Consider the following 25,622-nt stretch of genomic DNA (forward strand, 5'->3'; position numbering starts at 1 on the left):
AACAGCATGCTGTTCGAGTTGTCCGATGATCAGCGGGCCATCCAGGAAACCGCCCGGCGTTTTGCGCTGGATCGGATGCAGCCCAATGCAGCAGCGTGGGACGAGAAGAAGCACTTTCCCGTGGACGAACTGCGCGAGGCCGCTGCGCTCGGCTTCGGCGGCATCTATGTCGCTGACGACGTCGGCGGCTCGGCGCTCAGCCGCCTCGATGCCGCGATCGTCTTTGAGGAACTGGCGGCGGGCTGCACATCGACGGCGGCCTATATCTCGATCCACAACATGGCGGCCTGGATGATCGACCGCTTCGGCGGCGACGAACAGCGCCAGCGCTTCCTGCCCGATCTTTGCAGCATGCAGAAATTCGCCTCCTATTGTCTGACCGAACCGAATGCCGGCTCCGACGCCGCAGCGCTGCAGACGCGCGCAGCTGATGCCGGTGACCATTACATACTGAACGGCAGCAAGGCCTTCATCTCGGGTGGCGGACGTTCTGATATCTATGTCTGCATGGTGCGTACTGGCGAGGCCGGCGCGCGCGGCGTCACCTGCCTGGTGGTCGAAAATGGCACGCCTGGCCTTTCGTTCGGCGCGCAGGAACGCAAGCTCGGCTGGAACAGCCAGCCGACCGCGATGGTGAATTTCGACGATTGCAAAGTGCCGAAGGCCAACCGTATCGGCGCCGAGGGCGAAGGCTTCCGCATTGCCATGGCCGGGCTGGATGGGGGCCGCATCAATATCGGTGCCTGCTCGCTGGGTGCGGCCAAGGCCTGTCTGACCACGGCGCGTGAATATGTCGCCGGCCGCAAGCAGTTTGGCAATGCGATCGGCAACTTCCAGGCGACCCAATTCAAGCTGGCCGATATGGCCACGGATCTGGCCGCCGCGCGGCTGATGATCCGCCAGGCTGCAGCTATGCTGGATGTAAAGCATGTCGAGGCGACGATGTACTGCGCCATGGCCAAGCGATTTTCCACCGATGCCGGCTTTGCCATCTGCAACGAGGCATTGCAGTTGCATGGCGGTTACGGCTATCTGAAAGACTACCCGGTCGAACGCTATCTGCGCGATGCGCGGGTACACCAGATACTGGAAGGCACCAACGAGATCATGCGCGTGATTATCGCGCGTGCGCTGACATCCGGTTCATTTCACGATTGAGCTTTGGAGTAAATCTTGAGCAACGACATTCTGTTTTCGGTTCAGAACGGCATCGGCATCATCCAGCTCAATCGTCCGCAGGCGCTCAATGCGCTGACGCACGACATGTGCATTCCGCTGGAGCAGCATCTGCGCAGCTGGGCGAAAGATGCTGCCGTCAGGGCGGTGATCATCAAGGGCTCGGGCGAGAAGGCCTTCTGCGCTGGTGGCGACATCCGCAAGCTGGCCGACCGTGGCCCGGATGGCGTGCAATATCGCAAATCTTTCTGGTATGACGAATACCGCTGCAACACCCTGATCGGCGAATATCCGAAACCGTTCATCGCACTGATCGATGGCATCTTCATGGGCGGCGGCGTTGGCCTGTCAGTGCATGGCAGTCATCGCATCATCAGCGAGTTCGCGCATTTCGCCATGCCGGAAACCGGCATCGGCCTGTTCCCCGATGTTGGTGGCACCTATTTCCTGCCGCGCTGCCCGGGCGAACTCGGCGTCTATCTCGGTCTGACGGGTGCGCGTCTGAAAGGCGCCGATATCCTAACCGCCGGCGTGGCCACACATTTCGTGCCGCGGGCCAGCATGGCGGCGCTCGAGCAGGGATTGATAGATGCTGCACCGACCGATAAGGCCGGCATCGATGCCGTGGTGGCGAAGTTCGCGACTGATCCCGGCCCGTCGCAACTGGCTGAGCGTAAAACCGAGATCGACAGGCGTTTCGGCGGCGAGAGCGTGGCGGCGGTGATGGCGGCGCTGGAAGCCGATCCGTCGCCGTTTTCGATCGAGCAGGCCGGCATCATCCGAGCCAAGTCCCCGACGTCCGTGAAACTGACCTTCGCACAGCTGCGCCGTGGACGCAGTCTCTCGCTGCGCGACTGCATGAAGCTGGAATGGCGCATCTGTAATCATGTTGCCGTCGGCCATGACTTCTATGAAGGCGTGCGCGCGGTGATCATCGACAAGGATCACAAACCGAAGTGGCAGCCGGCACGACTTGAAGACGTGACCGATGCCGAGATCGAGGCTTATTTCGCGCCGGTCTCGGACGGCGAGCTGCTGTTCGACTGAATAATCCAGAAATATAACCGGAGGAATGACCATGGCGACGATTGGTTTCATCGGCGTAGGCAATATGGGCGGCCCTATGGCCCGGAACCTGCTGAAGGCCGGCCATAGGGTGAAGGCTTTCGACCTGATGCCGGATCCGGTGCAGAAGGTGGTCGATGCCGGCGGAACCAGGGCCGCAAGTGCTGCCGATGCCGCGCGTGATGTCGACGCCGTTATCACCATGCTTCCGGCCGGTAAGCATGTCGCCAGCGTCTATACCGGCGACAAAGGCATTCTCTCCGTGGCGCGTCCGGGCACGGTTTTTATCGACAGTTCGACCATCGACGTGAAGACAGCGCGTGACGTTATCGCTGCGGCTGAAGCCAAGGGCATGCTGATGCTGGATGCGCCGGTGTCAGGCGGCATCGCCGGCGCCGAGAATGCGGCGCTGACTTTCATGGTCGGCGGCAGCGATGCGGCGTTTGCCAAGGCCAAGCCGATTCTGGAAGCCATGGGCAAGAAGATCGTGCATGCCGGCGGTGCGGGGAACGGGCAGGCGGCCAAGGTTTGCAACAACATGGTGCTGGGTATCACCATGATCGGCATTTCGGAAGCCTTCGTGATGGCCGAGAAGCTCGGACTGTCGCCGCAGGCGATGTTCGACATCGTCGGAAGTTCGTCGGGCTCCTGCTGGGCGCTGCTCAACCATTGCCCGGTGCCGGGTCCGGTGCCGACCTCGGCTGCCAACCGCGACTACAAGCCCGGCTTTGCCGCTGACTTGATGCTTAAGGATCTGAAACTTTCGCAGGAAGCGGCGAGGTCGGCAAAAGTCCAGACGCCGCTGGGCTCAGAGGCCACGGCGCTCTATGCCGAATATGTCGAGGGCGGCAACGGTTCGCTGGACTACTCCGGCATCATCCGCATGATCCGCGATCTGGGATAAGGCGTCTCAGCCCGGCTGGCGCTTCGGTGGCGAGAATTTCGCCATAGCGAGCAGTTCCTCACGGCTGAGCGGCGTGACGAAGCTGACGACCGAATCCCTGCGCTCAAAGCGGACCTGTTTCCATTCGATCTCAACGCGATCTTCAGCCAGGCCCAGCATTTTGTCCACGCCGACCACAACCCCGACGGCCTGACCGTCGCGATCCAGGATGATGTTTTCGACCGTGCCGATGACGTCGCCGCTTTCATTGCGCAGCTTGGCGCCGACCACAGCAACCTGATCGCTGCTCAGGTGTGGCATATGTTTGTCCACAGAGAAGTCAGGTGCTTTTGACTTCTCGCCCAGCGGCACGCCCGGTTCGGCGTTGGGGCCTGGCACTGCTGCACGCGGCTGCCGCGGGGCGGGGTCTTCCTGCTTGGGCGCCTGGGCCAAGGCGGCAGTCGCGGCCAGCGCGGCGATGCCGGCGATGAGGGCGGTACGCATCACTTGCGCTCGCCAGACATGCTGACGGTCATCACTTTGGGCATGTTCGGCATGCTGTAGCTCGAGCCGGTTTGACGCAGATCGTCGCCCCACATCGCCACGCTGGACTGGCGGGGTGTGGTCTGCAGGAAGCCGCTGAAGGCGACAAAAGGCAGGCTGGCGATGCAGGCTGCTCCCAGGATCAGTATCAGTTCGCGCATGACCCACCTCCGTTTGAAGAACGCCGTGGCTGGCATTCGTAAACCAAACGTAAATGGCCATGGGCGGTTCCGGCCCTGACAGGTAGGGAATCCGTGATTTGCCTGTGACAAAAGTCGGCAGGTCAGGAAGCGGAGGGCATCACCGCAGTGGCTTCGATCTCGACCTTCGCGCGGTCTTCGAGCAGGGATGCCACCTGCACCAGGGTCATTGCCGGGTAATGCCGGCCAAGAATTTCGCGGTAAGCTTTACCGATGTCGGCATTGCGGGCCATGTAGTCGCGCTTGTCGACGACATACCACGTCAATCGCACGATATGCTCGGGACGGGCACCGGCCTCTGCAAGTACACGAACGATATTGCGCAGTGCCTGACGCGTCTGGTCGGCAATATCGTCGCTGTCGAAGGTTGCTTCGGCATTCCAGCCGATCTGGCCCGCGACGAAAACCTGACGGCCTTCAACGGCGATGCCATTTGCATAGCCTTTCGGCTTGGCCCACTCGGCTGGATTGAGAATCTGCATGGGATGCCCCGACGGAAATTTGTTTTATATATAAAATACTATTCCGGAATCGGCAAGGCGCGTGTAAAGCAGCAATTAAATTTCCCGCATCGGCATACTCGCGCAGCATGACGTCGGAACCTGTGCAAAACCCGCTTAACCCTTGAGAGCAGTAACAAATAAATGTACAGACGATTCATGTCAGACGCGACAGGGAGCGATGACGGGGACTGGGAAGCGATCATCGAGTTTCGCCGCATCGGTACGGCGTTGCAGGTGATAGCGATTGACCCGGAGACCGGGAGGGAAGTGTCGATGGTGGGCGATCCACGCCTGTCGCGGCATGAACTCGGACGGCTCGCGGCGCAGAAACTCCGCTATGTGCTGACCAAGCACGCGGACCAGTCGAACGGATGATCGGGGGCGAATGGAGTATTTTCTTCAGCAGTTGATCAACGGTCTGACGCTGGGCGCTGTGTATGCGCTGATCGCCATCGGTTACACGATGGTTTACGGCATCATCGGAATGATAAATTTCGCCCACGGCGAAATCTACATGATCGGCGCCTTCATCGCGGTGATCACGTTTTCCATCCTCGGGATCGTCGGCATCACCTGGGTGCCGCTCGCGCTTCTGATCGTGCTGATCGTCTCGATGATTATCACCGGCCTGTATGGCTGGACCGTCGAGCGCATTGCCTACCGGCCCTTGCGCGGTTCCTTCCGTCTGGCGCCGTTGATCTCTGCCATCGGCATGTCGATCTTCCTGCAGAATTATGTGCAGATCGCCCAGGGCGCCAAGATCAAGCCGCTGCAACCGATGATCCGCGGCGGTATCGAACTGATGAAGGGCGAAACCTTCTCGGTCACGATCTCTTATCTGCAGATGATCATCATGGCGATGACCCTGGTGCTGATGCTGGGCTTCTCCTACCTGATTTCGGCCACGCCGCTCGGTCGCGCGCAGAGAGCATGCGAGCAGGATCGCATGATGGCCTCGCTGCTCGGTGTGAATGCTGACCGCACCATCTCTCTTACCTTCGTGCTTGGTGCCGTGCTGGCGGCTGTCGCCGGCGTAATGGTTTCACTCTATTACGGCGTGGTGGACTTCTACATCGGCTTCCTCGCCGGCCTGAAGGCGTTCACGGCCGCGGTGCTGGGCGGCATCGGCAGCCTGCCGGGCGCAATGCTCGGCGGATTGCTGATTGGTCTGATCGAGGCTTTCTGGTCTGCCTATTTCAGTATCGAGTACAAGGATGTCGCCGTCTTCACCATCCTGGTGGTGGTGCTGATCTTCCGTCCGACTGGTCTGCTGGGCCGGCCTGAAGTGGAGAAGGTGTGATGACGGCGGCTGAACGTCTCAAGGACGCGATTATGGCTGCCGGTGTGGCGGCCCTGCTGGCGCTGCCGCTGATCGGTTTCGAAACCGTCGATACCGGCGGCCCGCTCGGCATCAAGACACGGTTCGACTACATCGCCTATGCCGCGATCGCCGTCTTCCTCGGCCGGCTTGGCATGCGGATCGCGCTCGACTGGCGACGAAACTACCGGGAATCGCTGGTCGATAAGCTCGATCCCGTCGCTGCGGTCAAACACCAGTCGGTGCTGTCCGATCTAGGGCAGAAGGCGGACAAGTGGCTGATGCCGGTGATGATAGGCTTTGCCATCATCATGCCGTTCCTGCCATTCGCCAACCGCACCGTGATCGACCTCGGCACCGTGGTGCTGATTTATGTAATGCTGGGCTGGGGCCTCAATATCGTGGTCGGCCTCGCCGGTCTGCTCGATCTCGGCTACGTCGCTTTCTACGCGGTCGGCGCCTATACCTTCGCGCTGCTGTCGATGCATTTTGGCTTCGGCTTCTGGGAAACGTTGCCGCTCGCCGGGCTGTTGGCTGCCACCTTCGGCGTCGTTCTCGGCTTCCCGGTACTGCGCCTGCGCGGCGATTACCTCGCCATCGTCACGCTCGGCTTCGGCGAGATCATCCGCGTGATCCTGCTCAACTGGCAGCCGGTCACCGGCGGCCCGGCCGGCATCTCGGGCATTCCGCGTCCGTCCTTCTTCGGCTTCCCGTTCTCGGCCGACCCACCGGCCGGCATGACGTCGTTCCACCAGCTGTTCGGGCTGGAATTCGCCTCGCTCCATCGCATCACCTTCCTCTACTACCTGATCCTCGCGCTGGCGCTGATCACCAACATCTTCACCATGCGGATCCGTAAACTGCCGGTCGGTCGTGCCTGGGAAGCGCTGCGCGAGGACGAGATCGCCTGCACGGCGCTTGGCATCAATCCGACCAACACCAAGCTGACTGCCTTCGCCATTGGTGCGATGTTCGGTGGTTTCGCCGGCAGCTTCTTTGCCGCACGCCAGGGCTTCATCAGCCCGGAAAGCTTCAGCTTCATCGAGTCCGCCGTGATCCTGGCAATCGTCGTGTTGGGTGGCATGGGCAGCCAGGCCGGCATCGTGCTGGCCGCGGCTTTCCTCACGCTGCTGCCGGAAGTGGCGCGCGAATTCTCGCTGTTCCGAATGCTAGCCTTCGGTGCCGCCATGGTGCTGATCATGGTGTGGCGTCCGCAGGGCCTGCTGGCGCATCGCGAGCCGACGATGCGGCTGCATCCTGCCGGGGCCAAACCGGGCGGAGGCAAGCCATGACTGCTTCCACCGTGAAGACTGGGCCTCTGCTCAGGGTCGAACACCTGACCATGCGTTTCGGCGGTCTGATTGCGGTGAACGATGTGTCCTTCGATGCACATGAAGGCCAGATCACGGCAGTGATCGGCCCGAACGGCGCCGGCAAGACCACGGTGTTCAACTGCATCGCCGGCTTCTACAAGCCGACAGTCGGCCGACTGGCTCTGACCAGGAATGATACGCCATATCTGCTGGAGCGCATGTCCGGCAACGACATTGCAGGCAAGGCGCGCGTGGCGCGCACCTTCCAGAATATCCGTCTCTTCCCGAAGATGACTGTGCTGGAAAACCTGATCGTCGCGCAGCACAACAAGCTGATGCGGGCATCAGGTTTCACGCTGCTTGGCCTGTTCGGCTGGCCGGGATACCGCAAGGCCGAGGCCGCTGCCGTCGATATGGCGCGTTACTGGCTGGAGCGCACCAACCTGACCGATGTCGCCGACGAAGTTGCCGGCAGCCTGCCGTATGGCGGCCAGCGTCGCCTCGAGATCGCGCGCGCCATGTGCACCGAACCGGTGCTGCTGTGTCTTGATGAGCCGGCCGCCGGGCTCAACCCGCGTGAGTCGGCCGACCTGAACACACTGCTGCGTTTTATCCGCGATGAACACAAAACCGGCGTGCTGCTGATCGAGCATGACATGAGTGTGGTGATGCAGATTTCAGATCATGTCATCGTACTGGATTACGGTCGTAAGATTGCCGATGGCTCGCCGGATACCGTGCGAAACGACCCGAAGGTGATCGCTGCCTATCTGGGCGAGCCGGAAGAGGTTGTTGTTGCCGAGGGGATCGCCTGATGCTCTCGATCAGCGGCCTGCATACCTATTACGGCGCGGTGCATGCGCTGAAGGGCGTCGATGTTGAAGTGAAGCAGGGCGAGATTGTAGCGCTGATCGGCGCCAACGGCGCCGGCAAGTCGACCCTGCTGATGAGCATTTGTGGCAGTCCGAAGCCGCGGCATGGTCATGTGAAGCTCGCCAATGAAGACATCACCGGCATTGCCACGCATCATCTGGTGCGTCGCGGTCTGGCGCATGCGCCGGAAGGCCGCCGGATCTTCCCGCGCATGACAGTGCTGGAAAACCTGCGTATGGGCGCAGTCGCCGGCAATCCTGCGCATTTCGAGTCCGATCTTGAGCGTGTCTACGGGTTGTTCCCGCGTCTGAAAGAGCGCAGCGAGCAGCGCGGCGGTACGCTGTCGGGTGGCGAGCAGCAGATGCTGGCCATTGCCCGTGCCCTGATGAGCCGGCCGAAGCTGCTGCTGCTGGACGAACCGTCGCTTGGTCTGGCGCCACTGGTGGTGAAGCAGATTTTCTCGATCATTGAGGAAATCAACCGCGCTGATGGGGTGACGGTCCTACTGGTCGAACAGAATGCCTATCATGCACTCAAGCTTGCCCATCGCGGCTATGTACTGGTGAATGGGCACATCACCATGAGCGGTACCGGCAGCGAGCTGCTGGCTAACGAGCAGATCCGCGCGGCCTATCTGGAAGGAGGGCACTGATGGTGCACGCCATCCTGGGGGAGAGTATCCTGGTATTCCTGGGATTGACCGTTGTCCTGGTGGGCGGTTGCGCCTTCCTGATGGGGCAGGCGATTGCCGGAACCTGGCGGCCCTATTGGCAGATCCTGCCCTACAGCCTGATCATGGCGGCTGCGAACCGCTTCCTGGCTTTCTCGCTGTTCAAGGAGCAGTTGCTGGCGATAGTGCCGTACCTGATCTCTATTTTCGTCGTCTGGGCGTTTGCCACATTCGGCTTCCGGCTGACCCGGGTTGATCAGATGGTGCACCAGTATCCGTGGCTCTACGAACGATCCGGCCTGCTCGGCTGGCGGGAAAAGCAGGGGACACCTTAGGTTGTTGCCGAGGTCGGCCCGACTGCATTAGACTTTGTTCAACGTTGTATAACAGGGAGAGGATGTCATGCGTAAACTCACTACCGGTTTGGCTGTTGTCGCTGCGGTCGGCCTGTTCGCCGGTGCTGCTACGGCACAGATCAAGGTTGCCCTCAACGGTCCGATCACCGGCCAGCTCGCCAGCTTTGGCGAACAGATGAAGCGTGGCGCCGAAATGGCCATCGCCGACATCAATGCTGCTGGCGGCGTCAACGGCCAGAAGCTGCAGCTCGTGATCGGCGATGACCAATGCGATCCGAAGCAGGCGGTGGCGGTTGCCAACCGCGCGGTGCAGGAAAAGGTTGCCGTCGTGTTCGGTCACTTCTGCTCGGGTTCGTCAATCCCGGCCTCGGATGTCTACAAGGAAGAGAATATCCTGCAGATCACCCCGGCCTCGACCAATCCGCGCTACACCGAGCGCGGCTACAAGAACACGTTCCGCGTCTGCGGCCGTGATGACCAGCAGGGCATTGTCGCCGGCGACTACATCCTTGAGAAGTTCAAGGGCAAGAAGGTCGCCATCCTGCATGACAAGACCCCGTATGGTCAGGGCCTTGCCGAAGAGACCAAGAAGCGCCTGAACTCGAAGGGCATGACCGAAGCCATGTTCGAAGCGGTCACCGCTGGCGAGAAGGATTACTCGGCGCTCGTTTCGAAGATGAAGCAGGCCGGTGTCGAGCTGATCTATCTCGGCGGCTATCATCCGGAAGGCGGCCTGATCGTTCGTCAGGCCAAGGAGCAGGGCCTGAATGCTCCGCTCATGGGTGGTGACGCTCTGGTCGACAAGCAGTTCTGGGCGATTTCCGGCCCGGCCGGCGAAGGTTCGCTGATGACCTTCGATGCCGATCCGCGCAAGAACCCGATTGCCAAGCCGCTGGTCGACAAGTTCAAGGCGCAGGGCTACGACCCGGAAGGCTACACGCTCTACACCTATGCTGCGGTTCAGGTCTGGGTGCAGGCTGCCACCACGGCGAAGTCGGTGAAGACCGCTGACGTCGAGAAGGCAATGCGGGCCGGCAAGTTCCAGACCGTGCTGAATGAGATCTCGTTCGACGCCAAGGGTGACACCACCTCGCCGGCGTACAAGGTCTATGTCTGGAAGAATGGCTCCTACGACTACGTGAACTAATCTCCGTATCCGGAGAGTAGGGAAGCCCGGGTCGCCATTCGATATGGCCCCGGGCTTCTTTTTCGGACAAATGTTCGCTAATTGTACGCATGAATGAAAGATGGCAATCCGCCACGGCCAAGCATTTCCCTTGTTGGTAGGGTTGGCACCTGCCACCGGATATTGTAGGGTCCGGCCGTCTTTCCCGAGGTGTCCTGCCGATGTCCAAGCCCACGGTCGCTCTCGCTGCCGATCATGCCGGTTTTGAGTTGAAAAACCTGCTGCGCGATGAGCTTAAGGCCGAGGGCTATGACGTACTCGACCTCGGCACCAATTCTTCCGACAGCGTCGATTACCCCGATTTCGGCCGCCAGCTTGGCCAGACCGTGGCCGCTGGCAAGGCCGCCTTTGGCGTTGCCGTCTGCGGCAGCGGCATTGGCATCTCGATTGCCGCCAACCGCGTCACCGGTTGCCGCGCTGCCCTGGTGCACGATGCCACCAGCGCCCGGCTCTGCCGCGAGCATAACGATGCCAATGTGCTGGCGCTTGGCGCTCGCCTGATCGGCATCGAGACCGCGCGCGACTGCCTCAAGGCTTTTCTCGCCACCCCATTCGCCGGCGGCCGCCATCAGCGCCGCGTCGACAAGCTCGACCAGCCGGCCTGACCGAATACAGACGCTTTAGGAGTCCGCCGATGTCGAGCACCGCAGCCAAGCCAACCGTCACCCATGCCGGCTTTTTCGAGCGCACGCTCAAGCAGGCTGACCCGGAAATCTTTGACTCCATCGTCAAGGAACTGGATCGCCAGCAGAGCCAGATCGAGTTGATCGCCTCGGAAAACATCGTCAGCCGCGCCGTGCTGGAAGCGCAGGGCTCGGTGATGACCAACAAGTATGCCGAAGGCCTGCCGGGCAAGCGCTATTACAACGGCTGTGAATTCGTCGACATCGCAGAAAACCTCGCGATCGAGCGCGCGAAGAAGATCTTCGGCTGCGGCTTCGCCAATGTGCAGCCGCATTCGGGCGCGCAGGCCAACCAGGCGGTCTTCATGGCTATGCTGAAGCCGGGCGACACCTTCATGGGCCTTGACCTCGCGGCTGGCGGCCATCTGACGCACGGCGCATCGGCCAATCAGTCGGGCAAGTGGTTCAATGTTGTCAGCTACACCGTGCGCAAGGACGACATGCGCGTTGATATGGACCAGGTTGCTCAACTGGCCGAGCAACACAAGCCGAAGCTGATCATCGCTGGCGGGTCTGCCTATCCGCGCTTCTGGGATTTCGCGAAGTTCCGTGAGATCGCTGACAGCATAGGCGCGATCTTCATGGTCGATATGGCGCATTTCGCCGGCCTGGTCGCGGGCGGCGCGCATCCGAGCCCGTTCCCGCATGCACATATCGCCACGACCACTACGCACAAGACGCTGCGTGGCCCGCGCGGCGGCATGGTGCTGACCAATGACGAGGCGCTGGCCAAGAAGATCAACTCGGCGGTGTTCCCCGGTCTGCAGGGTGGCCCTCTGATGCATGTGATCGCTGGTAAGGCCGTTGCCTTCGGCGAAGCGCTGACGCCTGAATTCAAGTCCTACGCCCAGGCTGTGGTCGACAACGCCAAGGCGATGGCGGCAGCGCTGCAGGAGCGGGGCTACGACCTCGTGTCCGGCGGCACCGACAATCACCTGATGCTGATCGATTTGCGATCAAAGGGTCTCAAGGGCAATGTCTGCGTCGAGAGTCTGGAACGTGCACGCATCACTGCCAACAAGAACGGCGTGCCCTTCGATCCGGAAAAGCCGACCGTGACGTCTGGTATTCGTGTCGGCAGCCCGGCTGGCACCACGCGCGGTTTCGGCGTCGCCGAATTCCGTCAGATCGGCGGCCTGATCGCCGATGTGCTGGACGGTATTGCCAAGAAGACCAACGACAATTCCGATGTCGAACGCGCTGTGGCGGAGAAGGTGGTGGCGCTTTGCAACCGCTTCCCCATCTATCCGCAGCTCTGACACTATAATCATAAGGCGGGGGAAAACCGACCATGCGTTGTCCGTTCTGCGGCAATGACGACACCCAGGTGAAGGACTCGCGGCCGACCGAAGATAACTCGGCGATCCGCCGCCGGCGCTTCTGTCCGAATTGCGGCGCGCGTTTCACTACCTTCGAACGCATTCAGCTGCGCGAGCTGACCGTGATCAAGAAGAACGGCCTGAAGGCGCCGTTTGATCGTGACAAGCTGGCGCGCTCGATCATGATCGCCACCCGCAAGCGGCCGATCGATCCCGAACGTATCGAGCGCCTGATCAACGGCATCGTGCGACGCCTTGAAAGTTCGGGCGAGAGCGAGATCAAGTCTGACTCGATCGGCGAACTGGTGATGGATGGCCTTGCTGCACTCGACAAGGTGGCCTATGTGCGCTTCGCCTCGGTGTATCGCAACTTCCGCGAAGCCAAGGATTTCGAAGACTTCATTGGTTCGCTGAGTGGCGCCAGCGAAGATGACTGACAAAGCCGCTGCCGCCCGGGACGAGCGCTACATGCGCATCGCGCTCGGGCTGGCGGCGCGCGGGCTGGGTAATACCTGGCCCAACCCGGCCGTCGGCTGTGTGATCGTGAAAGACGGTCGCATTGTCGGTCGCGGTTGGACCCAGGTGGGGGGGCGCCCGCATGCCGAAACCGTCGCCCTGCAGCAGGCTGGTGAATCTGCGCGTGGCGCAACGGCCTATGTCACGCTCGAACCCTGTGCTCATCATGGCAAAACGCCGCCCTGCGCCGAAGCGCTGGTCAGCGCGGGAGTTTCTCGTTGTATTGTCGCGCTGGAAGACCCGGATGCGCGCGTGGCGGGCAGGGGGCTCACGCTGCTGCGTGAAGCCGGTATCGATGTTGCCGTCGGTTACCTGCGGAATGCCGCCGCCGAACTGAATACCGGCTTCCTGCTCAGCCGCGAACGCAACCGTCCTGCCGTCACGCTTAAGCTGGCCGTCAGCCTCGATGGCCGCATCGGCACGCATTCCGGCGACAGCAAATGGATCACCAGTCCGGTGGCACGTATGCGCGCCCATCTGCTGCGTGCCCAGCACGATGCCGTGATGGTGGGCAGCAATACGGCACTGCAGGACGATCCGGATCTGACCTGCCGTCTGCCGGGCCTGCCAAAACGTCCTGCCGTGCGTATTATCCTGGACGGCCGGCTGCGGCTGAGCCTGACCTCGAAAGTGGTGGCGACGGCAAAGCAGACACCGACCTGGATCATCACCCGCGAGGATGTCGAGCCGGCCCGCCGCCAGGCTTTCGAGGATTGTGGCGTCGAGGTGATCGCCGTCGAACCGGACGAAGCGGGCTTTCCGGCCCTGGCACCCGCCTTTGCCATTCTGGCCGAGCGCGGCCTGACACGGATACTGGTGGAAGGCGGCGGGAAACTGGCGGCCAGCCTGATCCGGGCCGATCTGGTCGATCGCATGATCTGGTTCCGTGCCCCCAGCGTGATCGGGGGCGACGGCCTGCCGGGAATTGCCGCTTTTGGCATCGATACCGTGGCGGAAGCGCCACGCTGGCAGCGGGTCAGGGCTGATATTCTTGGCGATGACCTGCTGGAAACCTTCATCCGCCCCCTCTAAAACTAGGCCCATGTTCACAGGCATCGTTACCGATATCGGCACAGTGGTCGCCCGCGAGACGCGCGGCGATACCCATTTCCGCATCCGCACCCGTTATGAGACCGCCAGCATAGACATCGGCGCTTCGATTGCCTGCGCCGGCGTCTGCCTCACCGTCGTGCAGAAAAGCGCCGACTGGTTTGCCGTCGATGTCTCGGCCGAGAGTCTGTCGCGCACCACGCTGGGCAACTGGCAGGATGGCTCGACCATCAACCTCGAACGCAGTCTGAAGGTGGGTGACGAACTCGGCGGCCATATCGTGTCCGGCCATGTCGATGGCGTGGGCGAGGTGGTGGCGACGCGCAACGAAGGCGGCTCGCTGCGCATCGATTTCCGCGCGCCGGCCAGCCTTGCCGGCTTCATTGCCGAAAAGGGTTCGATCACCATCGATGGTGCATCGCTGACCGTGAACGGCGTCGATGGCGCCGTCTTCGGCGTCAACCTGATCCCGCATACCCAACAGGTGACCACGCTCGGCAAGCTGAAGACCGGCGACAGGGTCAATCTGGAAATCGACGTGCTGGCGCGCTACGTGGCGCGGCTGCAGCAATGGAGCAAGTCGTCGTGAACAGTATGGATGACATAAAGCGCTATATCGCCTCGGCCGAGGAAATCATCGAGGAGGCCCGTCAGGGCCGCATGGTAATCCTGGTCGATGAAGAAGATCGCGAGAACGAAGGCGATCTGTATATCCCGGCCGAAATGGCCGATGCGGCCGCTATTAACTTCATGGCGAAGTACGGCCGCGGCCTGATCTGCCTGACACTGACGCGCCAGCGCATCGAGCAGCTCGGCCTGCCGCTGATGGCGCAGAACAATGCCTCGCGACATCAGACCGCTTTTACGGTTTCCATCGAGGCACGCGAAGGCGTCACCACCGGCATCTCCGCGGCCGACCGCGCGCAGACCGTGAAAGTCGCCATCGATCCTTCCAAGGGCCCGGCCGATATCGCGGTGCCCGGCCATATCTTCCCGCTGATGGCGCGCGACGGTGGCACGCTGGTGCGCGCCGGCCATACTGAAGCCGGCGTGGACATCGCGCGGCTGGCCGGCCTCAATCCGTCCGGGGTGATCTGTGAGATCATGAACGACGACGGCACCATGGCCCGCCTGCCGGACCTGATTGCCTTCGCCCAGCATCACAATCTCAAGATCGGCACCATTGCTGACCTGATCGCCTATCGTCGCCGCCACGACAACCTGATCCAGCGTGTGGTGGAAGGCGAGATCGATAGCGTCTGGGGCGGCAAGTTCCGTATGCTGGTTTTCCGCAACCGGGTCGAATATGCCGAGCATATTGCGCTGGTAAAGGGCGACATCGCCGACGGCAATCCCGTCATGGTGCGCATGCATGCCATGAACGTGCTCGAGGATGTGCTGGGCGACCATGGCGCACGTTCGGGCGTGCTGCATGGCGCCATGCAGATGATTGGCGAAGCGGGGCGGGGCATTGTGGTTCTGATCCGCGAGCCGCGGCCGACCGCACTGTCTGACAACGTGCGCCAGAAGATGGGTGAACCAGTTGAAAAAACAGCGTATCTCCGGGATTATGGCATCGGGGCACAGATCCTGATCGATCTGGGGGTTAAGGACATGATCGTCCTGTCAAACGTCGAACGCACCATCGTCGGTCTGGAGGGTTACGGCCTCTCGGTCGTCGAAACTCGACCGATCAAGGTTCGCAGGGAGAACTGAGACCATGGTAGCGCGCAGGGGGAAACCGGCGGCCAAGACGGCACCGGTCAAGCAGGCAGCGGTGAAAAAGGCCAAGAAGAAATCCGGCAAGACCGCGACCTTCTCCAGCCTGGAAACCGAGATGGCAGGCGATCTCGCCATCGAGATACGCAAGCCCCGCGTGCTCATTGTCGAGGCACGGTTCTACGAGGATATTGCCGACGCGCTGTTCGAAGGCGCCAAGGCGATCATCGAAGCTTCGGATTTCGAATATGACCGGATCGACGTGCCCGGCGCCCTGGAGCTGCCGGCCGCGATCCGCTTTGCGATGAACCGCAAGGGCGACAAGGCCTATGACGGCTTCGTCGCGCTTGGCTGCGTGATCCGTGGTGAGACAGCGCATTTCGACGTCGTGGTGAATGAGAGCGCCCGCGGCTTGCAGCAGCTGGCCATCGAGCATCAGCTTTGCATCGGCAACGGTATCATCACTGTCGAGAATGAAGAGCAGGCTTGGGACCGCGCCCGCAAGGACCGCCAGGATAAGGGCGGCCAAGCCGCACTGGCAGCCGTGGCCATGATCGGCCTGAAGCAGTTGTTCTCGGCATGAGTGATGGAGGGCAGCGACGGGGAGCGCGCACCGATCGCCCGGCAGGACGCCGGTCGGTCGCGCGGCTGTTTGCCGTACAGGCCCTCTATGAGATCGAATTTGGCGGCACCAACCCCGAAGCGGTGATTGCCGACTTTCGTACCAATCGTCAATCGGAAGAAATCGAAGGCGTGCAGATGCGCGAGGCCGATGCCGACTGGTTCGCCGAAGTGGTCCGTGGCGTCGCCCGGCAGCAGGCCGAAGTCGATCGTGTGATCAAGGACGCCATGCCGCGCGTCGATGCTCTCGATCGTATGGAAGCGATCCTGCGCTATGCGTTGCGGTGCGCCGCCTATGAGATCATCGCGCGTATCGATGTGCCGGCGACCACGGTGATCGACGAGTATCTCGGCATCGTACGCGCCTTTTTCGGCCCGCGCGAAATCAAGCTGGCGAATGGCGTGATCGACGCGGTGGCGCGCAAACTGCGCCCCGGCGAATTTACGGCCTGAGGCGGTCATGCCCGCGCAAACGGGCCTTGGCGAGTTCGACCTGATCGCTCGCTATCTTGCGCCGCTCTCGACCGCTGCACCCGGTGCCTTCAATCTGCGCGACGATGCCGCTCTGCTTCCGGTTCAGCCGGGTGAGGAGCTGGTTGTCACCACCGACGCCATGATCGAAGGTGTGCATTTTCTCGCCAAGGATGGCGCGGAACGCATCGCGCGCAAACTGTTGCGCGTCAATCTGTCTGATCTCGCCGCCAAGGGCGCAAAGCCGATCGGCTATCAGCTCATTCTCGGCCTGCCGGGCACACCTGACGAAACCTGGCTAACGCAGTTCTGCAGCGGGCTGCGCCGCGATCAGGAGGCCTTCGGTTTCCCGCTCTATGGCGGCGACACGGTGCGCAGCCCCGGCGGCATCATACTGGGCGTCACGGCTTTCGGCAGCCTGCCGGCTGGCAGCATGCTGCGTCGCTCCGGAGCACAGTCTGGCGACGATCTCTATGTGACGGGGAGCATCGGCGATGCCGCACTCGGCCTCGAAACCAAGCTGAATCATCGCCTGTTCTCGTCGGCTGCGATGCTGTTCTTTGACTCGCGCCTGCATATCCCGACACCACGCCTTGCGCTGGGCCAGGGGCTGCGCGGCCTGGCCCATGCGGCGCTCGATGTCTCGGACGGGCTTGTGCAGGATGCCGGGCATCTCGCTGCGCAATCCAATCTGATGGCTGTCATCGAGGCCGCAGCCGTGCCGCTGTCGCTGGCCACGCGACAGGTGGTGCAGGACGATCCTGATCTGCTGGATGTCGTGCTGACCGGCGGTGACGATTACGAACTGCTGTTCGCGGTGTCGCCCAGCCGGGCGAGCCAGATCGCTGCGCTGTCGCGTTCGGTCGGGCTGGCAGCGACCCGGATCGGCCGGCTGGAGTCCGGGCAGGGGGTTGTGGTGCAGGACCAGAGCGGCAGTCCGTTGACGCTCAATCGCACCGGTTTTCAGCATTTCGGCGGATCATAAACCCGGAATCGACTAGACTGCCTGACGCATTGAGTCGCGGAGACCGAATTTGCGCAAGATCATTCTGATCGTTGTAGGCCTGATCGTACTGGCGTCGCTCGCCGGCGGCGGCTTCGCGGTCTATATGTTCGTCTTCGCGCCGAAGCAGCAGGAACAGCCGGTGGCGGACACGAACGATCCGCCGCCCGAAGCACCGGTCAAACGCCCGGCCTTCATTCCGCTCGAACCCTTCAGCGTGTATGTCGTGCCCGAAGGCCAGAAACCGCGCGAAGTGATGGTGATCCTGCATCTGGAAGTGCCACCGGATAACGTACCGCTGGTCAATGAACGAATGCACATGGTGCGTGATCGCTATATCCGCGAACTGCTGCGGGGCGATCCGATTGCGGTACCGTCGCGGTTTACCAGCAAGGACCTGTTTGTGTTGCGCGACCGACTGCGTGGGCCCACGGAAGAGATTCTTGGCAAGGGCGTGGTGACGCAGGTTCTGCTATTGAATATTATTACCCAGTTGAAATAAGTAGAATCGATCCGTCTCCCATGACCACTCTGTCGCCGGCCGCCGCAAGGCGGAATGTCTCTATTCTGGCCGTTTGCATGGCACTGGCCAATTCCGCCACGACCTTGCAGGTCACGCTCGGCGGTCTGGTTGGCTTCCTTCTGGTTGAGGATAAAGCGCTGGCGACCCTGCCGGTCACCTTCGTGGTGGCGGGCACGGCCTGCGCCACCATCCCGGCCTCGATGCTGATGCGGCGGATCGGTCGGCAGCTCGGCTTCATGGCCGGCAGCGTGCTGGGTGCGATCGGATCTTTGATCGCTGCGTCGGGCGTGTATCACGCGCATTTCTGGCTGTTCTGCCTCGGCGCCTTCATGTTCGGCGCATCGGTGGCCTTCACCCAGCTCTATCGATTTGCGGCGGCCGATATCGCGCCCCAGGAAATGAAGAGCCGGGCGATCTCATGGGTGATGGTCGGCGGACTTGTGGCTGCCTTCATGGGCCCCGAGATCGCCAAGCACACGCGCGAAATCCTGTCGCCCTATCTGTTCCTCGGCTCCTACCTGGCTGCGTCGGCGCTGTCGCTGCTGGTACTGCCGATTTTGGTGGCCGTGCGCCTGCCGCGTCCGACCGTTGCCGAATTGCGCGAACCGGGGCGGCCGCTGGCCGAAATCGTGCGGCAGCCCGCATTCATGGTTGCCGCCATGGCGGGCATGTTCGGCTATGGCGTCATGAACCTGATGATGACCGCGACCCCGCTGGCCATGCAGCTCTGCGAGCATCCCTTTGCCGCTGCCGCCACCGTGATTCAGTGGCATGTCTTCGGCATGTATTTCCCCAGCTTCTTCACCGGGCATCTGATCGCGCGATTCGGCGCCCTGCGCATTATACTTTTGGGGGTGGCCCTCAACCTGGTCTGCATTGCGATTGCCCTCAGCGGGATCGAGGTCCTGAACTTCCAGGCGGCCCTGCTGCTGCTCGGGGTGGGCTGGAACTTCATGTATATCGGCGGCACGGCGCTGCTGACCGAGGTTTACCGTCCGGCTGAACGCAACAAGACTCAGGCCCTGAACGACTTTCTGGTCTTCGGCACGGTCGCGCTGGCGTCACTCGGCTCGGGGAAGCTGCTGTACAACTGGGGCTGGGACCTGGTGCCGATGTCGGCCCTGCCATTCATCATCATGGCTGGCCTGGCGGTGGTCTGGCTGATGCTGCAGAAGCGGCGGGTTGCCACTCCGGCTTAAGCGTCGGAAAAACCAGCCATATTGCGCCGCAAGCGCATCTCTGGCATAACGACTCGCAGTTCGCCCTGCCCCGAGTCTGGGGCCAATAATGGAAGCAGTCGCGTAACCCGAACGGGCAACGCATGCCCGTCGGGATTCAAAAAGTCTCGATTACAAATCTGAGCAACGAAGGGAAACGCTCATGACCGAGTTGTGGTTCGCCATCGCCTGTGGCGTGTTGGCGCTGTTGTACGGCATCTGGACTTCGAAATCCGTGCTGGCTGAATCTGCAGGCAATCAGCGCATGCAGGAAATCGCTGCGGCGATTCAGGAAGGCGCATCGGCCTACCTCAATCGTCAGTATCGCACCATCGGCGTAGTCGGCATCGTGGTTGCGATCATCCTTGCCTTCACGCTGGGCCTTAAGGTTGCCATCGGCTTCATCATCGGCGCCGTGCTGTCGGGCGCTGCCGGTTATATCGGCATGAACGTTTCGGTCCGCGCCAACGTCCGCACTGCGGAAGGCGCGCGCAAGGGCATGGAACATGCCTTGAGCATCGCCTTCAAGTCGGGCGCCGTCACCGGCATGCTGGTGGTCGGTCTCGCGCTGCTCGGCGTCGCGATCTACTACATGATCCTCATCAAGATCGGCGCAGGCTCGCGTGAAACCGTCGATGCGCTCGTAGCGCTCGGTTTCGGCTCCTCGCTGATCTCGATCTTCGCCCGCCTGGGCGGCGGCATCTTCACCAAGGGTGCCGACGTCGGCGCCGACCTCGTCGGCAAGGTCGAGGCCGGTATCCCGGAAGATGACCCGCGCAATCCGGCCGTGATCGCGGACAACGTGGGCGATAATGTCGGCGATTGCGCCGGTATGGCTGCTGACCTGTTCGAGACCTATGCGGTGACCATTGTCGCCACTATGGTGCTGGCGTCGATCTACTTCGCCACCGATGCCGTTCTGATGGCCAAGGTCATGGCCTATCCGTTGGTGATCGCGGGTGCCTGCATCATCACCTCGGTGATCGGCACCTACTTCGTCCGCCTCGGCAAAAGCCAGAACATCATGGGCGCTCTGTACAAGGGCCTGATTGTCACCGGCATCCTGTCGGCGATCGTGCTGTGGCCGATCACCGACTACATGCTGGGCATGAAGACTGTCATGACGGCGGGTTCCTCAACCTTTACAGGCATGAGCCTGTTCTGGTGTGGCATCATCGGTCTGCTGGTCACGGCCGCCATCGTCTGGGCAACTGAGTACTACACCAGCACGGAGTTCCGTCCGGTGCGCAGCGTGGCTCAGGCCTCGACCACCGGTCACGGCACCAACGTGATCCAGGGCCTTGCGATTTCGATGGAAGCTACGGCTGCGCCGGCGCTGTTCATCGTCATCGGCATCATCGCCACCCACATGCTGGCCGGCCTGTTCGGCATCGCGATCGCCGTGACCACGATGCTGGCGCTCGCCGGCATGGTCGTTGCGCTCGATGCCTACGGTCCGGTAACCGACAATGCTGGCGGCATCGCTGAAATGTCGGACCTGCCGAAGGACGTGCGCAAGACCACCGACGCGCTCGATGCGGTCGGCAACACCACCAAGGCCGTGACCAAGGGCTATGCCATCGGTTCGGCCGGCTTCGGCTCGCTGGTGCTGTTTGCCTGCTACACCGAAGACCTGAAGTATTTCTTCAAGGGTGTCACGATCGACTTCTCCCTGAGCAACCCGTATGTCGTGGTTGGCCTGCTGATCGGCGGTCTGCTGCCGTATCTGTTCGGCGCCATGGGCATGACGGCTGTCGGCCGCGCGGCCGGCTCGGTCGTCGTGGAAGTGCGGCGTCAGTTCAAGGAAATCCCCGGCATCATGGAAGGCACGGCGAAGCCTGATTACTCGAAGGCTGTCGACCTGCTGACCAAGGCGGCGATCAAGGAAATGATCATCCCCAGCCTGCTGCCGGTGCTCAGCCCGATCGTGCTTTACTTCATCATCAACGTGATCGCGGGCCAGGCTGCTGCCTTTGCCGCGGTGGGCGCGATGCTGCTCGGCGTGATTGTCACCGGTATCTTCGTCGCCATCTCGATGACGGCGGGCGGCGGTGCCTGGGACAATGCCAAGAAGTACATCGAAGAGGGCCATCATGGTGGCAAGGGTTCGGACGCCCACAAGGCGGCCGTGACCGGCGACACCGTCGGCGACCCGTACAAGGACACGGCTGGTCCGGCCGTGAACCCGCTGATCAAGATCACCAACATCGTAGCGCTGCTGCTGCTCGCCATCCTGGCGCACGGCTAAGCGTTACGACGCTTCGAATACGGAAAGGGCCGGGGCAACCCGGCCCTTTTCTTTTTGGAAATCCTTACGCCGCGATCGTGGCGGCGCCGATCGCCAGCAGCACGCCGACTTCGGTGATCTGCTGCGCCGTGCCCAGCACGTCGCCGGTATGACCGCGGATTTGCCACTGCGCCAGCGCGGCAACTGCCATCGCCAGAACGGCAGCGGCGGCACAGGCGACAACGAAGGCAAGGCCGGGCAAGGTGGCGAAAGCGATCAAAGCGGCGATGACCGCAGCGGCGACCGCAGAGCCGAAAGAAACGGTGCCGCTGCCGGCGGCCAGGCCATCGGTGCGCGCGGGTGGCAGCAGGTACCACACGACAGCCATGGCGGCTCGCGACAGCGCACCGGCGGCGATCAAAGCGATAATGACGGCCGAGTTCTGTCCGGTGGCTTCATCCAACTCGTCGCTGATCGACAGCAGGTTGCTGGCGATGTCCTGCAACGCGGTGAACCGCAGCGACAGGACCAGCACGAGCGCAACCACGCCATAGGTGCCGATGCGACTGTCGCGCATGATCTCCAGCTTGCGCTCGCGGCTGCGGCCGCCGCCGAAACCGTCGGCGGTGTCGGCAAGGCCATCCTCGTGCAAAGCGCCGGTCAGCAATACCTGGCTGCCCATCGCCAGCAGGGCGGCGCTCGCCATTCCCAGCCCGAGAGAACTGGCCAGCATGAAGACGCCACCACCGGCCGCGCCGACCAGCAGGCCGATGACCGGGAAAATCCAGGCGGCGCGTGCAACCGTGGCGTCCTCCGGGCTGGCGGATTTGCCGGCCGGCAAGCGGGTCAGCAGCATCAGGGCAAGACGGAGGTCGCTGAGCCAGCGGCTGCGCCGAGAGTTCTGATGACTGGAATTCTGATGGTTGGGGTTGTCGGTCATGGGCTGTATTGCGGCAAAGGCTGGCGTAGCTTATAGCACGCTGGCGCCTCTGGCGCGACGCGGGGCGGAAGAGGCAGGCGTGACTACAGCATGATCGGTACATTTCCGAACAAGGCTGCCATCGTGGCAGCGGCACGATCTCTGCCCGCCAGCGATTCGGCGTCTGTCGCCGCAGCCACGTCCCATGACGCCGATCTGACTAAGCCGGCCGGCGCGCTCGCCCGCCTGGAGGACTGCATCCGGCATCTGGCGGGCTGGCAGCAGCAGCCGGTTCCGCGCCTCGATACGGTGGCGATCCTGATCTTTGCCGGCAATCACGGCGTCACCACGCGTGGCGTTTCGGCATATCCGGCCGAAGTCACCGTGCAGATGGTGGCAAATTTCGAACGAGGCGGCGCGGCGATCAACCAGCTCGCCAAACTGCATGGCGCGACCCTCTCGGTGATGCCGCTCGATCTCGCCTCACCGACCGAGGATTTCACCACGGCGCCGGCAATGGGCGAGGTGGCGTTCCTCGATGCCATCAATCGCGGCGCTGCGGCCGTGCCGGCCAGCGCCGATCTGGTGATTCTGGGCGAGATGGGCATCGGCAACACCACGGCTGCCGCCGCACTTGCTGCGGCACTTTATGGTGGTGATGCCGCCAGCTGGGTTGGACCAGGCACCGGCGTTGCCGGCAGCGCGCTGGCCGCGAAGATTACCGCTGTCGATACAGCATTGAGTCTGCATGGCGATGCCATGCGCGACGATCCACTCGAAGCTCTGCGTCGTGTCGGCGGGCGTGAACTTGCCGCGCTGTTCGGCGCGGTGCTGGCCGCGCGGCACAATCGCATTCCGGTGCTGCTGGATGGTTTCGTTGTCGGCGCGGCTGTAGCCGTGCTGGCAAAGCTGGCTGATGGTGGCCTTTCGCATTGCCTGGCGGGGCATGCCTCTGCCGAGCCCGGTCATCGCCGCCTGCTGGAGGCGCTCAAACTGCAACCGCTGCTCGACCTCGGCATGCGACTGGGCGAGGGGTCTGGGGCTGCTGTGGCACTCGGCGTGCTGAAAGCCGCCGTCGCCTGTCACGCCGGCATGGCGACGTTCAGTTCAGCAGGCGTCAGTAATAAAAGCTGAGTGGTTCGGATCAGCGACCGCGGCCGCCGCTGCCGACACTGTTGTTGAAGCGGCCAAGGTTGCCGAACAACTGTTCCAGCACCGTCATTTCCTTGCCGCGCGTCGGCGTCTCACGGTCAATGAAGGCGACCTGCTTGCCGTCCTTGACGCCGTAACGCTTGATCTCCCTGACGACACTGTTCCTGTCGAACGAGATTGCCAGCACATGCTGGTCAATCAGTTCCGGTGCCAGGAAAGCCACCGTCTCGGTTTCGCTGGAGATGTAGTAGTAGACCGTGCCCCAGTCGGGGAAGGTCGAGATCGTCGACGGCGAGCCGAGCAGTGCGTTGACCTGGCCTTCGCTGGTCTGGCCAACCTTGATCAGGTCGAGCTTCTCCTGCTCGATGGCGATACCGCGATAGTCCTGGCGCGGCGCGCAGGCGGCACCGATCAGCAGGATTGTGAGAGCAGCGACAAGGCGGAACGACATACGGAAGACTCGCTTTAACGTGGCCCGCATATTAACTTCACGCGCCCCCGAAGGCAAACAGCGCCACCCGCAGGCGCGTTTTACGAAGTAGTGACAGATGCTTAATCGGCTTATTTCCTTATTTGCTGGGAAGCAGCATAACCCGGCTGCCGTGGCGCTCTACAGATGCATTGTCGAACAGGCGCGGCAACCCGATTTCTACACCCGGCATGGTGTGCCCGACAGCCTCGACGGTCGCTTCGACATGATTGTGCTGCACACATTCTTGGTCATGCGCCGTCTGCGCAATATCGTCGGTCAGGGGGGCGATCAACTCAGCCAGGACCTGTTTGACCTGCTGTTTGCCGACATGGACAACAACCTGCGCGAAATCGGCGTGGGCGACCTCGGGGTCGGCAAACGGGTAAAAAAGATGGCCCAGGCCTTCTACGGACGGGTTGAAGCCTACGAAGCCGGCCTGCTGGCCACCGACGACGCCATCCTGACCGATGCCCTGACTCGCAACCTTTACGGCACGACTCAGCCGGCTCTGCCCAACCAGTTAGCCATGGCAGCCTACATGCGGTTTGCCGGGACCCAGCTGGCGGGTCAGACCGATACGAAAATTCTGGCGGGAAACGTGGTTTTTCCGGCTGCCCCGGCCTGATTTTCCGAGCTTTTCCGGCGGTTGACCGCCACCTCGCTTGCCCCTATGTTCCGCCGCCTTGGCCGACCGGTTCGTTTATGATGGTTCGGCGGCCCTGCTGAACGAGGATTTGCCGTGTCGAAAGACGAACCTGGCAAGGAATTCAGCCATGTCGTCGAGGTCGACCGGATCGGTCCCCAGGGGCTGCAGATGCAGCTGGAGGCCGACCAGGCGGCTCGCGTCGCCGTGGCGCGCCAGCTCAGGATTCTGGGCGTTCTGTCGCTGAAGGCTGACCTGAAGCTGGCTCCCGAGGCAAAGTCCGGGCATTTCCGGCTGATCGGGCAGATCGAAGCCGAGGTGGATCAGGCCTGCGTTGTAACGCTGGAGCCGGTCCGGCAGCAGATCAGCGAGGCGTTTGTCCGCCGTTTTGGCCCCGAGACCGAGGCCAGGCCGGAGACGGAACCGGGTGAGGACGAAGCCGAGTGGCTTGATCCAGACGCGGACGATCCGCCGGATCCGGTGATTGGCGGGCAGATCGACCTGGGTGAAGTGGTGGCCGAGGAACTGGCGCTGGGATTGGACCCCTATCCGCGCAAGCCCGGAGCCGAAGTGCCGGACACCTACCGCGAGGCCGCGGAAGCGGGGGCTAAAATCAGCCCCTTTGCCGCTCTGGCCAAGCTGAAGGCGACGAAAAAGGATTGAGGCGAAAGCGCTTGGCCCCCGGGCGCGCCGAGAGTATATAGGCGGGGATTCTGAGCCGGGCGGGGCATGCATGCGCCAACCGCTTGTGCGAATTGTTGAAAGAGAAGTGTCATGGCTGTTCCGAAGAAGAAGAAGTCGAAGTCCCGCCGCGATCAGGGTCGTTCGCATGACGCGCTGAAGCCCAGCGCGCATATGGAATGCTCGAACTGCGGTGAGCTGAAGCGCCCCCATCATGTGTGCGGCGCCTGCGGTCATTATGACGGCCGTGAAGTCGTAGCGAAGACGGCTGCCGCCTGAGCCCGCTCAGGCATCCGTACTGAACGGTTGCAGGCAACGGG

Annotated in this window: 31 protein-coding genes; 26 read left to right on the forward strand and 5 right to left on the reverse strand. The window is 62.2% G+C overall.

Going from position 1 to position 25,622, the window contains the following annotated elements; all coding sequences use genetic code 11:
- Window positions 1–6 precede the first annotated feature (6 nt).
- The 3 genes from FNB15_RS16455 to mmsB are packed head-to-tail and all read left to right on the forward strand — an operon-like array spanning window position 7 to window position 3,145.
- On the forward strand, window positions 7–1,158 hold the full coding sequence (locus FNB15_RS16455; protein WP_144069749.1) for an acyl-CoA dehydrogenase family protein: 1,152 nt from the start codon (window positions 7–9) through the stop codon (window positions 1,156–1,158).
- Window positions 1,159–1,173: 15 nt separating this feature from the next.
- Window positions 1,174–2,223: an enoyl-CoA hydratase/isomerase family protein gene (locus FNB15_RS16460; protein WP_144069750.1), complete on the forward strand. Its 1,050-nt coding sequence runs from the start codon at window positions 1,174–1,176 to the stop codon at window positions 2,221–2,223.
- A gap of 31 nt (window positions 2,224–2,254) precedes the next feature.
- Window positions 2,255–3,145: a 3-hydroxyisobutyrate dehydrogenase gene (mmsB, locus tag FNB15_RS16465; RefSeq protein ID WP_144069751.1), complete on the forward strand. Its 891-nt coding sequence runs from the start codon at window positions 2,255–2,257 to the stop codon at window positions 3,143–3,145.
- A gap of 6 nt (window positions 3,146–3,151) precedes the next feature.
- On the opposite strand, the gene FNB15_RS20980 is transcribed toward mmsB, so the two are convergent.
- The 3 genes from FNB15_RS20980 to FNB15_RS16475 form a co-directional block, all read right to left on the reverse strand.
- The gene (locus FNB15_RS20980) at window positions 3,152–3,628 is read right to left on the reverse strand and encodes a PRC-barrel domain-containing protein (RefSeq protein ID WP_185973588.1); all 477 of its coding nucleotides are present in this window, start codon (window positions 3,626–3,628) and stop codon (window positions 3,152–3,154) included.
- On the reverse strand, window positions 3,628–3,828 hold the full coding sequence (locus FNB15_RS20985; RefSeq protein WP_185973589.1) for a hypothetical protein: 201 nt from the start codon (window positions 3,826–3,828) through the stop codon (window positions 3,628–3,630). The genes FNB15_RS20980 and FNB15_RS20985 overlap by 1 nt, the downstream gene beginning before the upstream one ends.
- Before the next feature lie 122 nt (window positions 3,829–3,950).
- Window positions 3,951–4,349, reverse strand: a complete 399-nt coding sequence (locus FNB15_RS16475; protein ID WP_144069753.1) for a RidA family protein — start codon at window positions 4,347–4,349, stop codon at window positions 3,951–3,953.
- Window positions 4,350–4,526: 177 nt separating this feature from the next.
- Between FNB15_RS16475 and FNB15_RS16480 the strand changes: the two genes are divergently transcribed.
- From FNB15_RS16480 to FNB15_RS16570, 19 genes are all read left to right on the forward strand, one after another.
- Window positions 4,527–4,745: a DUF6898 family protein gene (locus tag FNB15_RS16480; protein WP_144069754.1), complete on the forward strand. Its 219-nt coding sequence runs from the start codon at window positions 4,527–4,529 to the stop codon at window positions 4,743–4,745.
- Window positions 4,746–4,755: 10 nt separating this feature from the next.
- On the forward strand, window positions 4,756–5,670 hold the full coding sequence (locus tag FNB15_RS16485) for an ABC transporter permease subunit (RefSeq protein WP_144069755.1): 915 nt from the start codon (window positions 4,756–4,758) through the stop codon (window positions 5,668–5,670).
- Window positions 5,670–6,980, forward strand: a complete 1,311-nt coding sequence (gene livM / locus FNB15_RS16490) for a high-affinity branched-chain amino acid ABC transporter permease LivM (RefSeq protein ID WP_144069756.1) — start codon at window positions 5,670–5,672, stop codon at window positions 6,978–6,980. Before FNB15_RS16485 ends, livM begins: the two co-directional genes overlap by 1 nt.
- Window positions 6,977–7,816, forward strand: a complete 840-nt coding sequence (locus FNB15_RS16495) for an ABC transporter ATP-binding protein (protein ID WP_144069757.1) — start codon at window positions 6,977–6,979, stop codon at window positions 7,814–7,816. The genes livM and FNB15_RS16495 overlap by 4 nt, the downstream gene beginning before the upstream one ends.
- The gene (locus FNB15_RS16500; protein ID WP_144069758.1) at window positions 7,816–8,526 is read left to right on the forward strand and encodes an ABC transporter ATP-binding protein; all 711 of its coding nucleotides are present in this window, start codon (window positions 7,816–7,818) and stop codon (window positions 8,524–8,526) included. The genes FNB15_RS16495 and FNB15_RS16500 overlap by 1 nt, the downstream gene beginning before the upstream one ends.
- Window positions 8,526–8,879, forward strand: coding sequence for a DUF6867 family protein (locus FNB15_RS16505; protein WP_246068709.1), 354 nt, complete (start codon window positions 8,526–8,528; stop codon window positions 8,877–8,879). Before FNB15_RS16500 ends, FNB15_RS16505 begins: the two co-directional genes overlap by 1 nt.
- Before the next feature lie 67 nt (window positions 8,880–8,946).
- Window positions 8,947–10,047, forward strand: coding sequence for a branched-chain amino acid ABC transporter substrate-binding protein (locus tag FNB15_RS16510; protein ID WP_144069759.1), 1,101 nt, complete (start codon window positions 8,947–8,949; stop codon window positions 10,045–10,047).
- Window positions 10,048–10,247: 200 nt separating this feature from the next.
- Window positions 10,248–10,691, forward strand: a complete 444-nt coding sequence (rpiB, locus tag FNB15_RS16515; protein WP_144069760.1) for a ribose 5-phosphate isomerase B — start codon at window positions 10,248–10,250, stop codon at window positions 10,689–10,691.
- 29 nt (window positions 10,692–10,720) lie between these two features.
- Window positions 10,721–12,028 (forward strand): serine hydroxymethyltransferase, encoded by a 1,308-nt coding sequence (gene glyA / locus FNB15_RS16520; protein ID WP_144069761.1) that lies wholly within the window; start codon window positions 10,721–10,723, stop codon window positions 12,026–12,028.
- Window positions 12,029–12,060: 32 nt separating this feature from the next.
- Window positions 12,061–12,525: a transcriptional regulator NrdR gene (gene nrdR, locus FNB15_RS16525; protein ID WP_144069762.1), complete on the forward strand. Its 465-nt coding sequence runs from the start codon at window positions 12,061–12,063 to the stop codon at window positions 12,523–12,525.
- Complete coding sequence (ribD, locus tag FNB15_RS16530) at window positions 12,518–13,636, forward strand: bifunctional diaminohydroxyphosphoribosylaminopyrimidine deaminase/5-amino-6-(5-phosphoribosylamino)uracil reductase RibD (RefSeq protein ID WP_246068710.1); 1,119 nt, start codon at window positions 12,518–12,520, stop codon at window positions 13,634–13,636. Before nrdR ends, ribD begins: the two co-directional genes overlap by 8 nt.
- A 10-nt stretch (window positions 13,637–13,646) precedes the next feature.
- Window positions 13,647–14,243, forward strand: a complete 597-nt coding sequence (locus FNB15_RS16535) for a riboflavin synthase (RefSeq protein WP_144069763.1) — start codon at window positions 13,647–13,649, stop codon at window positions 14,241–14,243.
- Window positions 14,244–14,248: 5 nt separating this feature from the next.
- Window positions 14,249–15,370, forward strand: a complete 1,122-nt coding sequence (gene ribB, locus FNB15_RS16540; RefSeq protein WP_144258793.1) for a 3,4-dihydroxy-2-butanone-4-phosphate synthase — start codon at window positions 14,249–14,251, stop codon at window positions 15,368–15,370.
- Between the two features lie 4 nt (window positions 15,371–15,374).
- Entirely contained in the window at window positions 15,375–15,956 is a 582-nt protein-coding gene (locus tag FNB15_RS16545) for a 6,7-dimethyl-8-ribityllumazine synthase (RefSeq protein WP_342777562.1), read from the forward strand.
- A complete protein-coding gene (nusB, locus tag FNB15_RS16550) occupies window positions 15,953–16,447 on the forward strand; it encodes a transcription antitermination factor NusB (RefSeq protein WP_144069764.1) in 495 nt (164 codons plus the stop codon). Before FNB15_RS16545 ends, nusB begins: the two co-directional genes overlap by 4 nt.
- 7 nt (window positions 16,448–16,454) lie before the next feature.
- Complete coding sequence (gene thiL, locus FNB15_RS16555; protein WP_144069765.1) at window positions 16,455–17,450, forward strand: thiamine-phosphate kinase; 996 nt, start codon at window positions 16,455–16,457, stop codon at window positions 17,448–17,450.
- Window positions 17,451–17,499: 49 nt separating this feature from the next.
- Complete coding sequence (locus tag FNB15_RS16560) at window positions 17,500–17,970, forward strand: flagellar basal body-associated FliL family protein (RefSeq protein WP_144069766.1); 471 nt, start codon at window positions 17,500–17,502, stop codon at window positions 17,968–17,970.
- Window positions 17,971–17,990: 20 nt separating this feature from the next.
- A complete protein-coding gene (locus FNB15_RS16565; protein ID WP_144069767.1) occupies window positions 17,991–19,190 on the forward strand; it encodes an MFS transporter in 1,200 nt (399 codons plus the stop codon).
- Window positions 19,191–19,371: 181 nt separating this feature from the next.
- A complete protein-coding gene (locus FNB15_RS16570; RefSeq protein WP_144069768.1) occupies window positions 19,372–21,456 on the forward strand; it encodes a sodium-translocating pyrophosphatase in 2,085 nt (694 codons plus the stop codon).
- Between the two features lie 64 nt (window positions 21,457–21,520).
- Here the strand turns inward: FNB15_RS16570 and cobS are convergent, their stop codons facing one another.
- The gene (gene cobS / locus FNB15_RS16575; protein WP_144069769.1) at window positions 21,521–22,375 is read right to left on the reverse strand and encodes an adenosylcobinamide-GDP ribazoletransferase; all 855 of its coding nucleotides are present in this window, start codon (window positions 22,373–22,375) and stop codon (window positions 21,521–21,523) included.
- A 90-nt stretch (window positions 22,376–22,465) separates the two neighbouring features.
- On the opposite strand from cobS, the gene cobT reads away from it, so the two are divergent.
- A complete protein-coding gene (gene cobT, locus FNB15_RS16580; RefSeq protein ID WP_144069770.1) occupies window positions 22,466–23,488 on the forward strand; it encodes a nicotinate-nucleotide--dimethylbenzimidazole phosphoribosyltransferase in 1,023 nt (340 codons plus the stop codon).
- 10 nt (window positions 23,489–23,498) lie between these two features.
- Here cobT and FNB15_RS16585 read toward each other — a convergent pair whose 3' ends face one another.
- On the reverse strand, window positions 23,499–23,957 hold the full coding sequence (locus tag FNB15_RS16585; protein ID WP_185973590.1) for an outer membrane protein assembly factor BamE: 459 nt from the start codon (window positions 23,955–23,957) through the stop codon (window positions 23,499–23,501).
- A gap of 214 nt (window positions 23,958–24,171) precedes the next feature.
- Here FNB15_RS16585 and FNB15_RS16590 point away from each other — a divergent pair, with 214 nt between their 5' ends.
- The 3 genes from FNB15_RS16590 (at window position 24,172) to rpmF (ending at window position 25,581) form a co-directional block, all read left to right on the forward strand.
- Window positions 24,172–24,603: a ubiquinol-cytochrome C chaperone family protein gene (locus FNB15_RS16590; RefSeq protein WP_246068711.1), complete on the forward strand. Its 432-nt coding sequence runs from the start codon at window positions 24,172–24,174 to the stop codon at window positions 24,601–24,603.
- Between the two features lie 114 nt (window positions 24,604–24,717).
- On the forward strand, window positions 24,718–25,284 hold the full coding sequence (locus FNB15_RS16595) for a YceD family protein (RefSeq protein WP_144069773.1): 567 nt from the start codon (window positions 24,718–24,720) through the stop codon (window positions 25,282–25,284).
- 111 nt (window positions 25,285–25,395) lie between these two features.
- Window positions 25,396–25,581 (forward strand): 50S ribosomal protein L32, encoded by a 186-nt coding sequence (gene rpmF, locus FNB15_RS16600; RefSeq protein ID WP_144069774.1) that lies wholly within the window; start codon window positions 25,396–25,398, stop codon window positions 25,579–25,581.
- Window positions 25,582–25,622 lie beyond the last annotated feature (41 nt).

It is taken from the genome of Ferrovibrio terrae, from assembly GCF_007197755.1.
GTDB classification, from domain to species: domain Bacteria; phylum Pseudomonadota; class Alphaproteobacteria; order Ferrovibrionales; family Ferrovibrionaceae; genus Ferrovibrio; species Ferrovibrio terrae.

What these genes read in the sequence shown, in the direction of transcription:
- FNB15_RS16455 (WP_144069749.1), top strand. Translation starts at nt 7, where the DNA reads ATGCTGTTCGAGTTGTCCGATGATCAGCGGGCCATCCAGGAAACCGCC.
- mmsB (WP_144069751.1), top strand. Translation starts at nt 2,255, where the DNA reads ATGGCGACGATTGGTTTCATCGGCGTAGGCAATATGGGCGGCCCTATG.
- FNB15_RS20980 (WP_185973588.1), bottom strand. Translation starts at nt 3,628, where the DNA reads ATGCGTACCGCCCTCATCGCCGGCATCGCCGCGCTGGCCGCGACTGCC.
- FNB15_RS20985 (WP_185973589.1), bottom strand. Translation starts at nt 3,828, where the DNA reads ATGCGCGAACTGATACTGATCCTGGGAGCAGCCTGCATCGCCAGCCTG.
- FNB15_RS16475 (WP_144069753.1), bottom strand. Translation starts at nt 4,349, where the DNA reads ATGCAGATTCTCAATCCAGCCGAGTGGGCCAAGCCGAAAGGCTATGCA.
- FNB15_RS16480 (WP_144069754.1), top strand. Translation starts at nt 4,527, where the DNA reads ATGTCAGACGCGACAGGGAGCGATGACGGGGACTGGGAAGCGATCATC.
- FNB15_RS16485 (WP_144069755.1), top strand. Translation starts at nt 4,756, where the DNA reads ATGGAGTATTTTCTTCAGCAGTTGATCAACGGTCTGACGCTGGGCGCT.
- livM (WP_144069756.1), top strand. Translation starts at nt 5,670, where the DNA reads ATGACGGCGGCTGAACGTCTCAAGGACGCGATTATGGCTGCCGGTGTG.
- FNB15_RS16495 (WP_144069757.1), top strand. Translation starts at nt 6,977, where the DNA reads ATGACTGCTTCCACCGTGAAGACTGGGCCTCTGCTCAGGGTCGAACAC.
- FNB15_RS16500 (WP_144069758.1), top strand. Translation starts at nt 7,816, where the DNA reads ATGCTCTCGATCAGCGGCCTGCATACCTATTACGGCGCGGTGCATGCG.
- FNB15_RS16505 (WP_246068709.1), top strand. Translation starts at nt 8,526, where the DNA reads ATGGTGCACGCCATCCTGGGGGAGAGTATCCTGGTATTCCTGGGATTG.
- FNB15_RS16510 (WP_144069759.1), top strand. Translation starts at nt 8,947, where the DNA reads ATGCGTAAACTCACTACCGGTTTGGCTGTTGTCGCTGCGGTCGGCCTG.
- rpiB (WP_144069760.1), top strand. Translation starts at nt 10,248, where the DNA reads ATGTCCAAGCCCACGGTCGCTCTCGCTGCCGATCATGCCGGTTTTGAG.
- glyA (WP_144069761.1), top strand. Translation starts at nt 10,721, where the DNA reads ATGTCGAGCACCGCAGCCAAGCCAACCGTCACCCATGCCGGCTTTTTC.
- nrdR (WP_144069762.1), top strand. Translation starts at nt 12,061, where the DNA reads ATGCGTTGTCCGTTCTGCGGCAATGACGACACCCAGGTGAAGGACTCG.
- ribD (WP_246068710.1), top strand. Translation starts at nt 12,518, where the DNA reads ATGACTGACAAAGCCGCTGCCGCCCGGGACGAGCGCTACATGCGCATC.
- FNB15_RS16535 (WP_144069763.1), top strand. Translation starts at nt 13,647, where the DNA reads ATGTTCACAGGCATCGTTACCGATATCGGCACAGTGGTCGCCCGCGAG.
- ribB (WP_144258793.1), top strand. Translation starts at nt 14,249, where the DNA reads ATGGATGACATAAAGCGCTATATCGCCTCGGCCGAGGAAATCATCGAG.
- FNB15_RS16545 (WP_342777562.1), top strand. Translation starts at nt 15,375, where the DNA reads ATGGTAGCGCGCAGGGGGAAACCGGCGGCCAAGACGGCACCGGTCAAG.
- nusB (WP_144069764.1), top strand. Translation starts at nt 15,953, where the DNA reads ATGAGTGATGGAGGGCAGCGACGGGGAGCGCGCACCGATCGCCCGGCA.
- thiL (WP_144069765.1), top strand. Translation starts at nt 16,455, where the DNA reads ATGCCCGCGCAAACGGGCCTTGGCGAGTTCGACCTGATCGCTCGCTAT.
- FNB15_RS16565 (WP_144069767.1), top strand. Translation starts at nt 17,991, where the DNA reads ATGACCACTCTGTCGCCGGCCGCCGCAAGGCGGAATGTCTCTATTCTG.
- FNB15_RS16570 (WP_144069768.1), top strand. Translation starts at nt 19,372, where the DNA reads ATGACCGAGTTGTGGTTCGCCATCGCCTGTGGCGTGTTGGCGCTGTTG.
- cobS (WP_144069769.1), bottom strand. Translation starts at nt 22,375, where the DNA reads ATGACCGACAACCCCAACCATCAGAATTCCAGTCATCAGAACTCTCGG.
- cobT (WP_144069770.1), top strand. Translation starts at nt 22,466, where the DNA reads ATGATCGGTACATTTCCGAACAAGGCTGCCATCGTGGCAGCGGCACGA.
- FNB15_RS16585 (WP_185973590.1), bottom strand. Translation starts at nt 23,957, where the DNA reads ATGTCGTTCCGCCTTGTCGCTGCTCTCACAATCCTGCTGATCGGTGCC.
- rpmF (WP_144069774.1), top strand. Translation starts at nt 25,396, where the DNA reads ATGGCTGTTCCGAAGAAGAAGAAGTCGAAGTCCCGCCGCGATCAGGGT.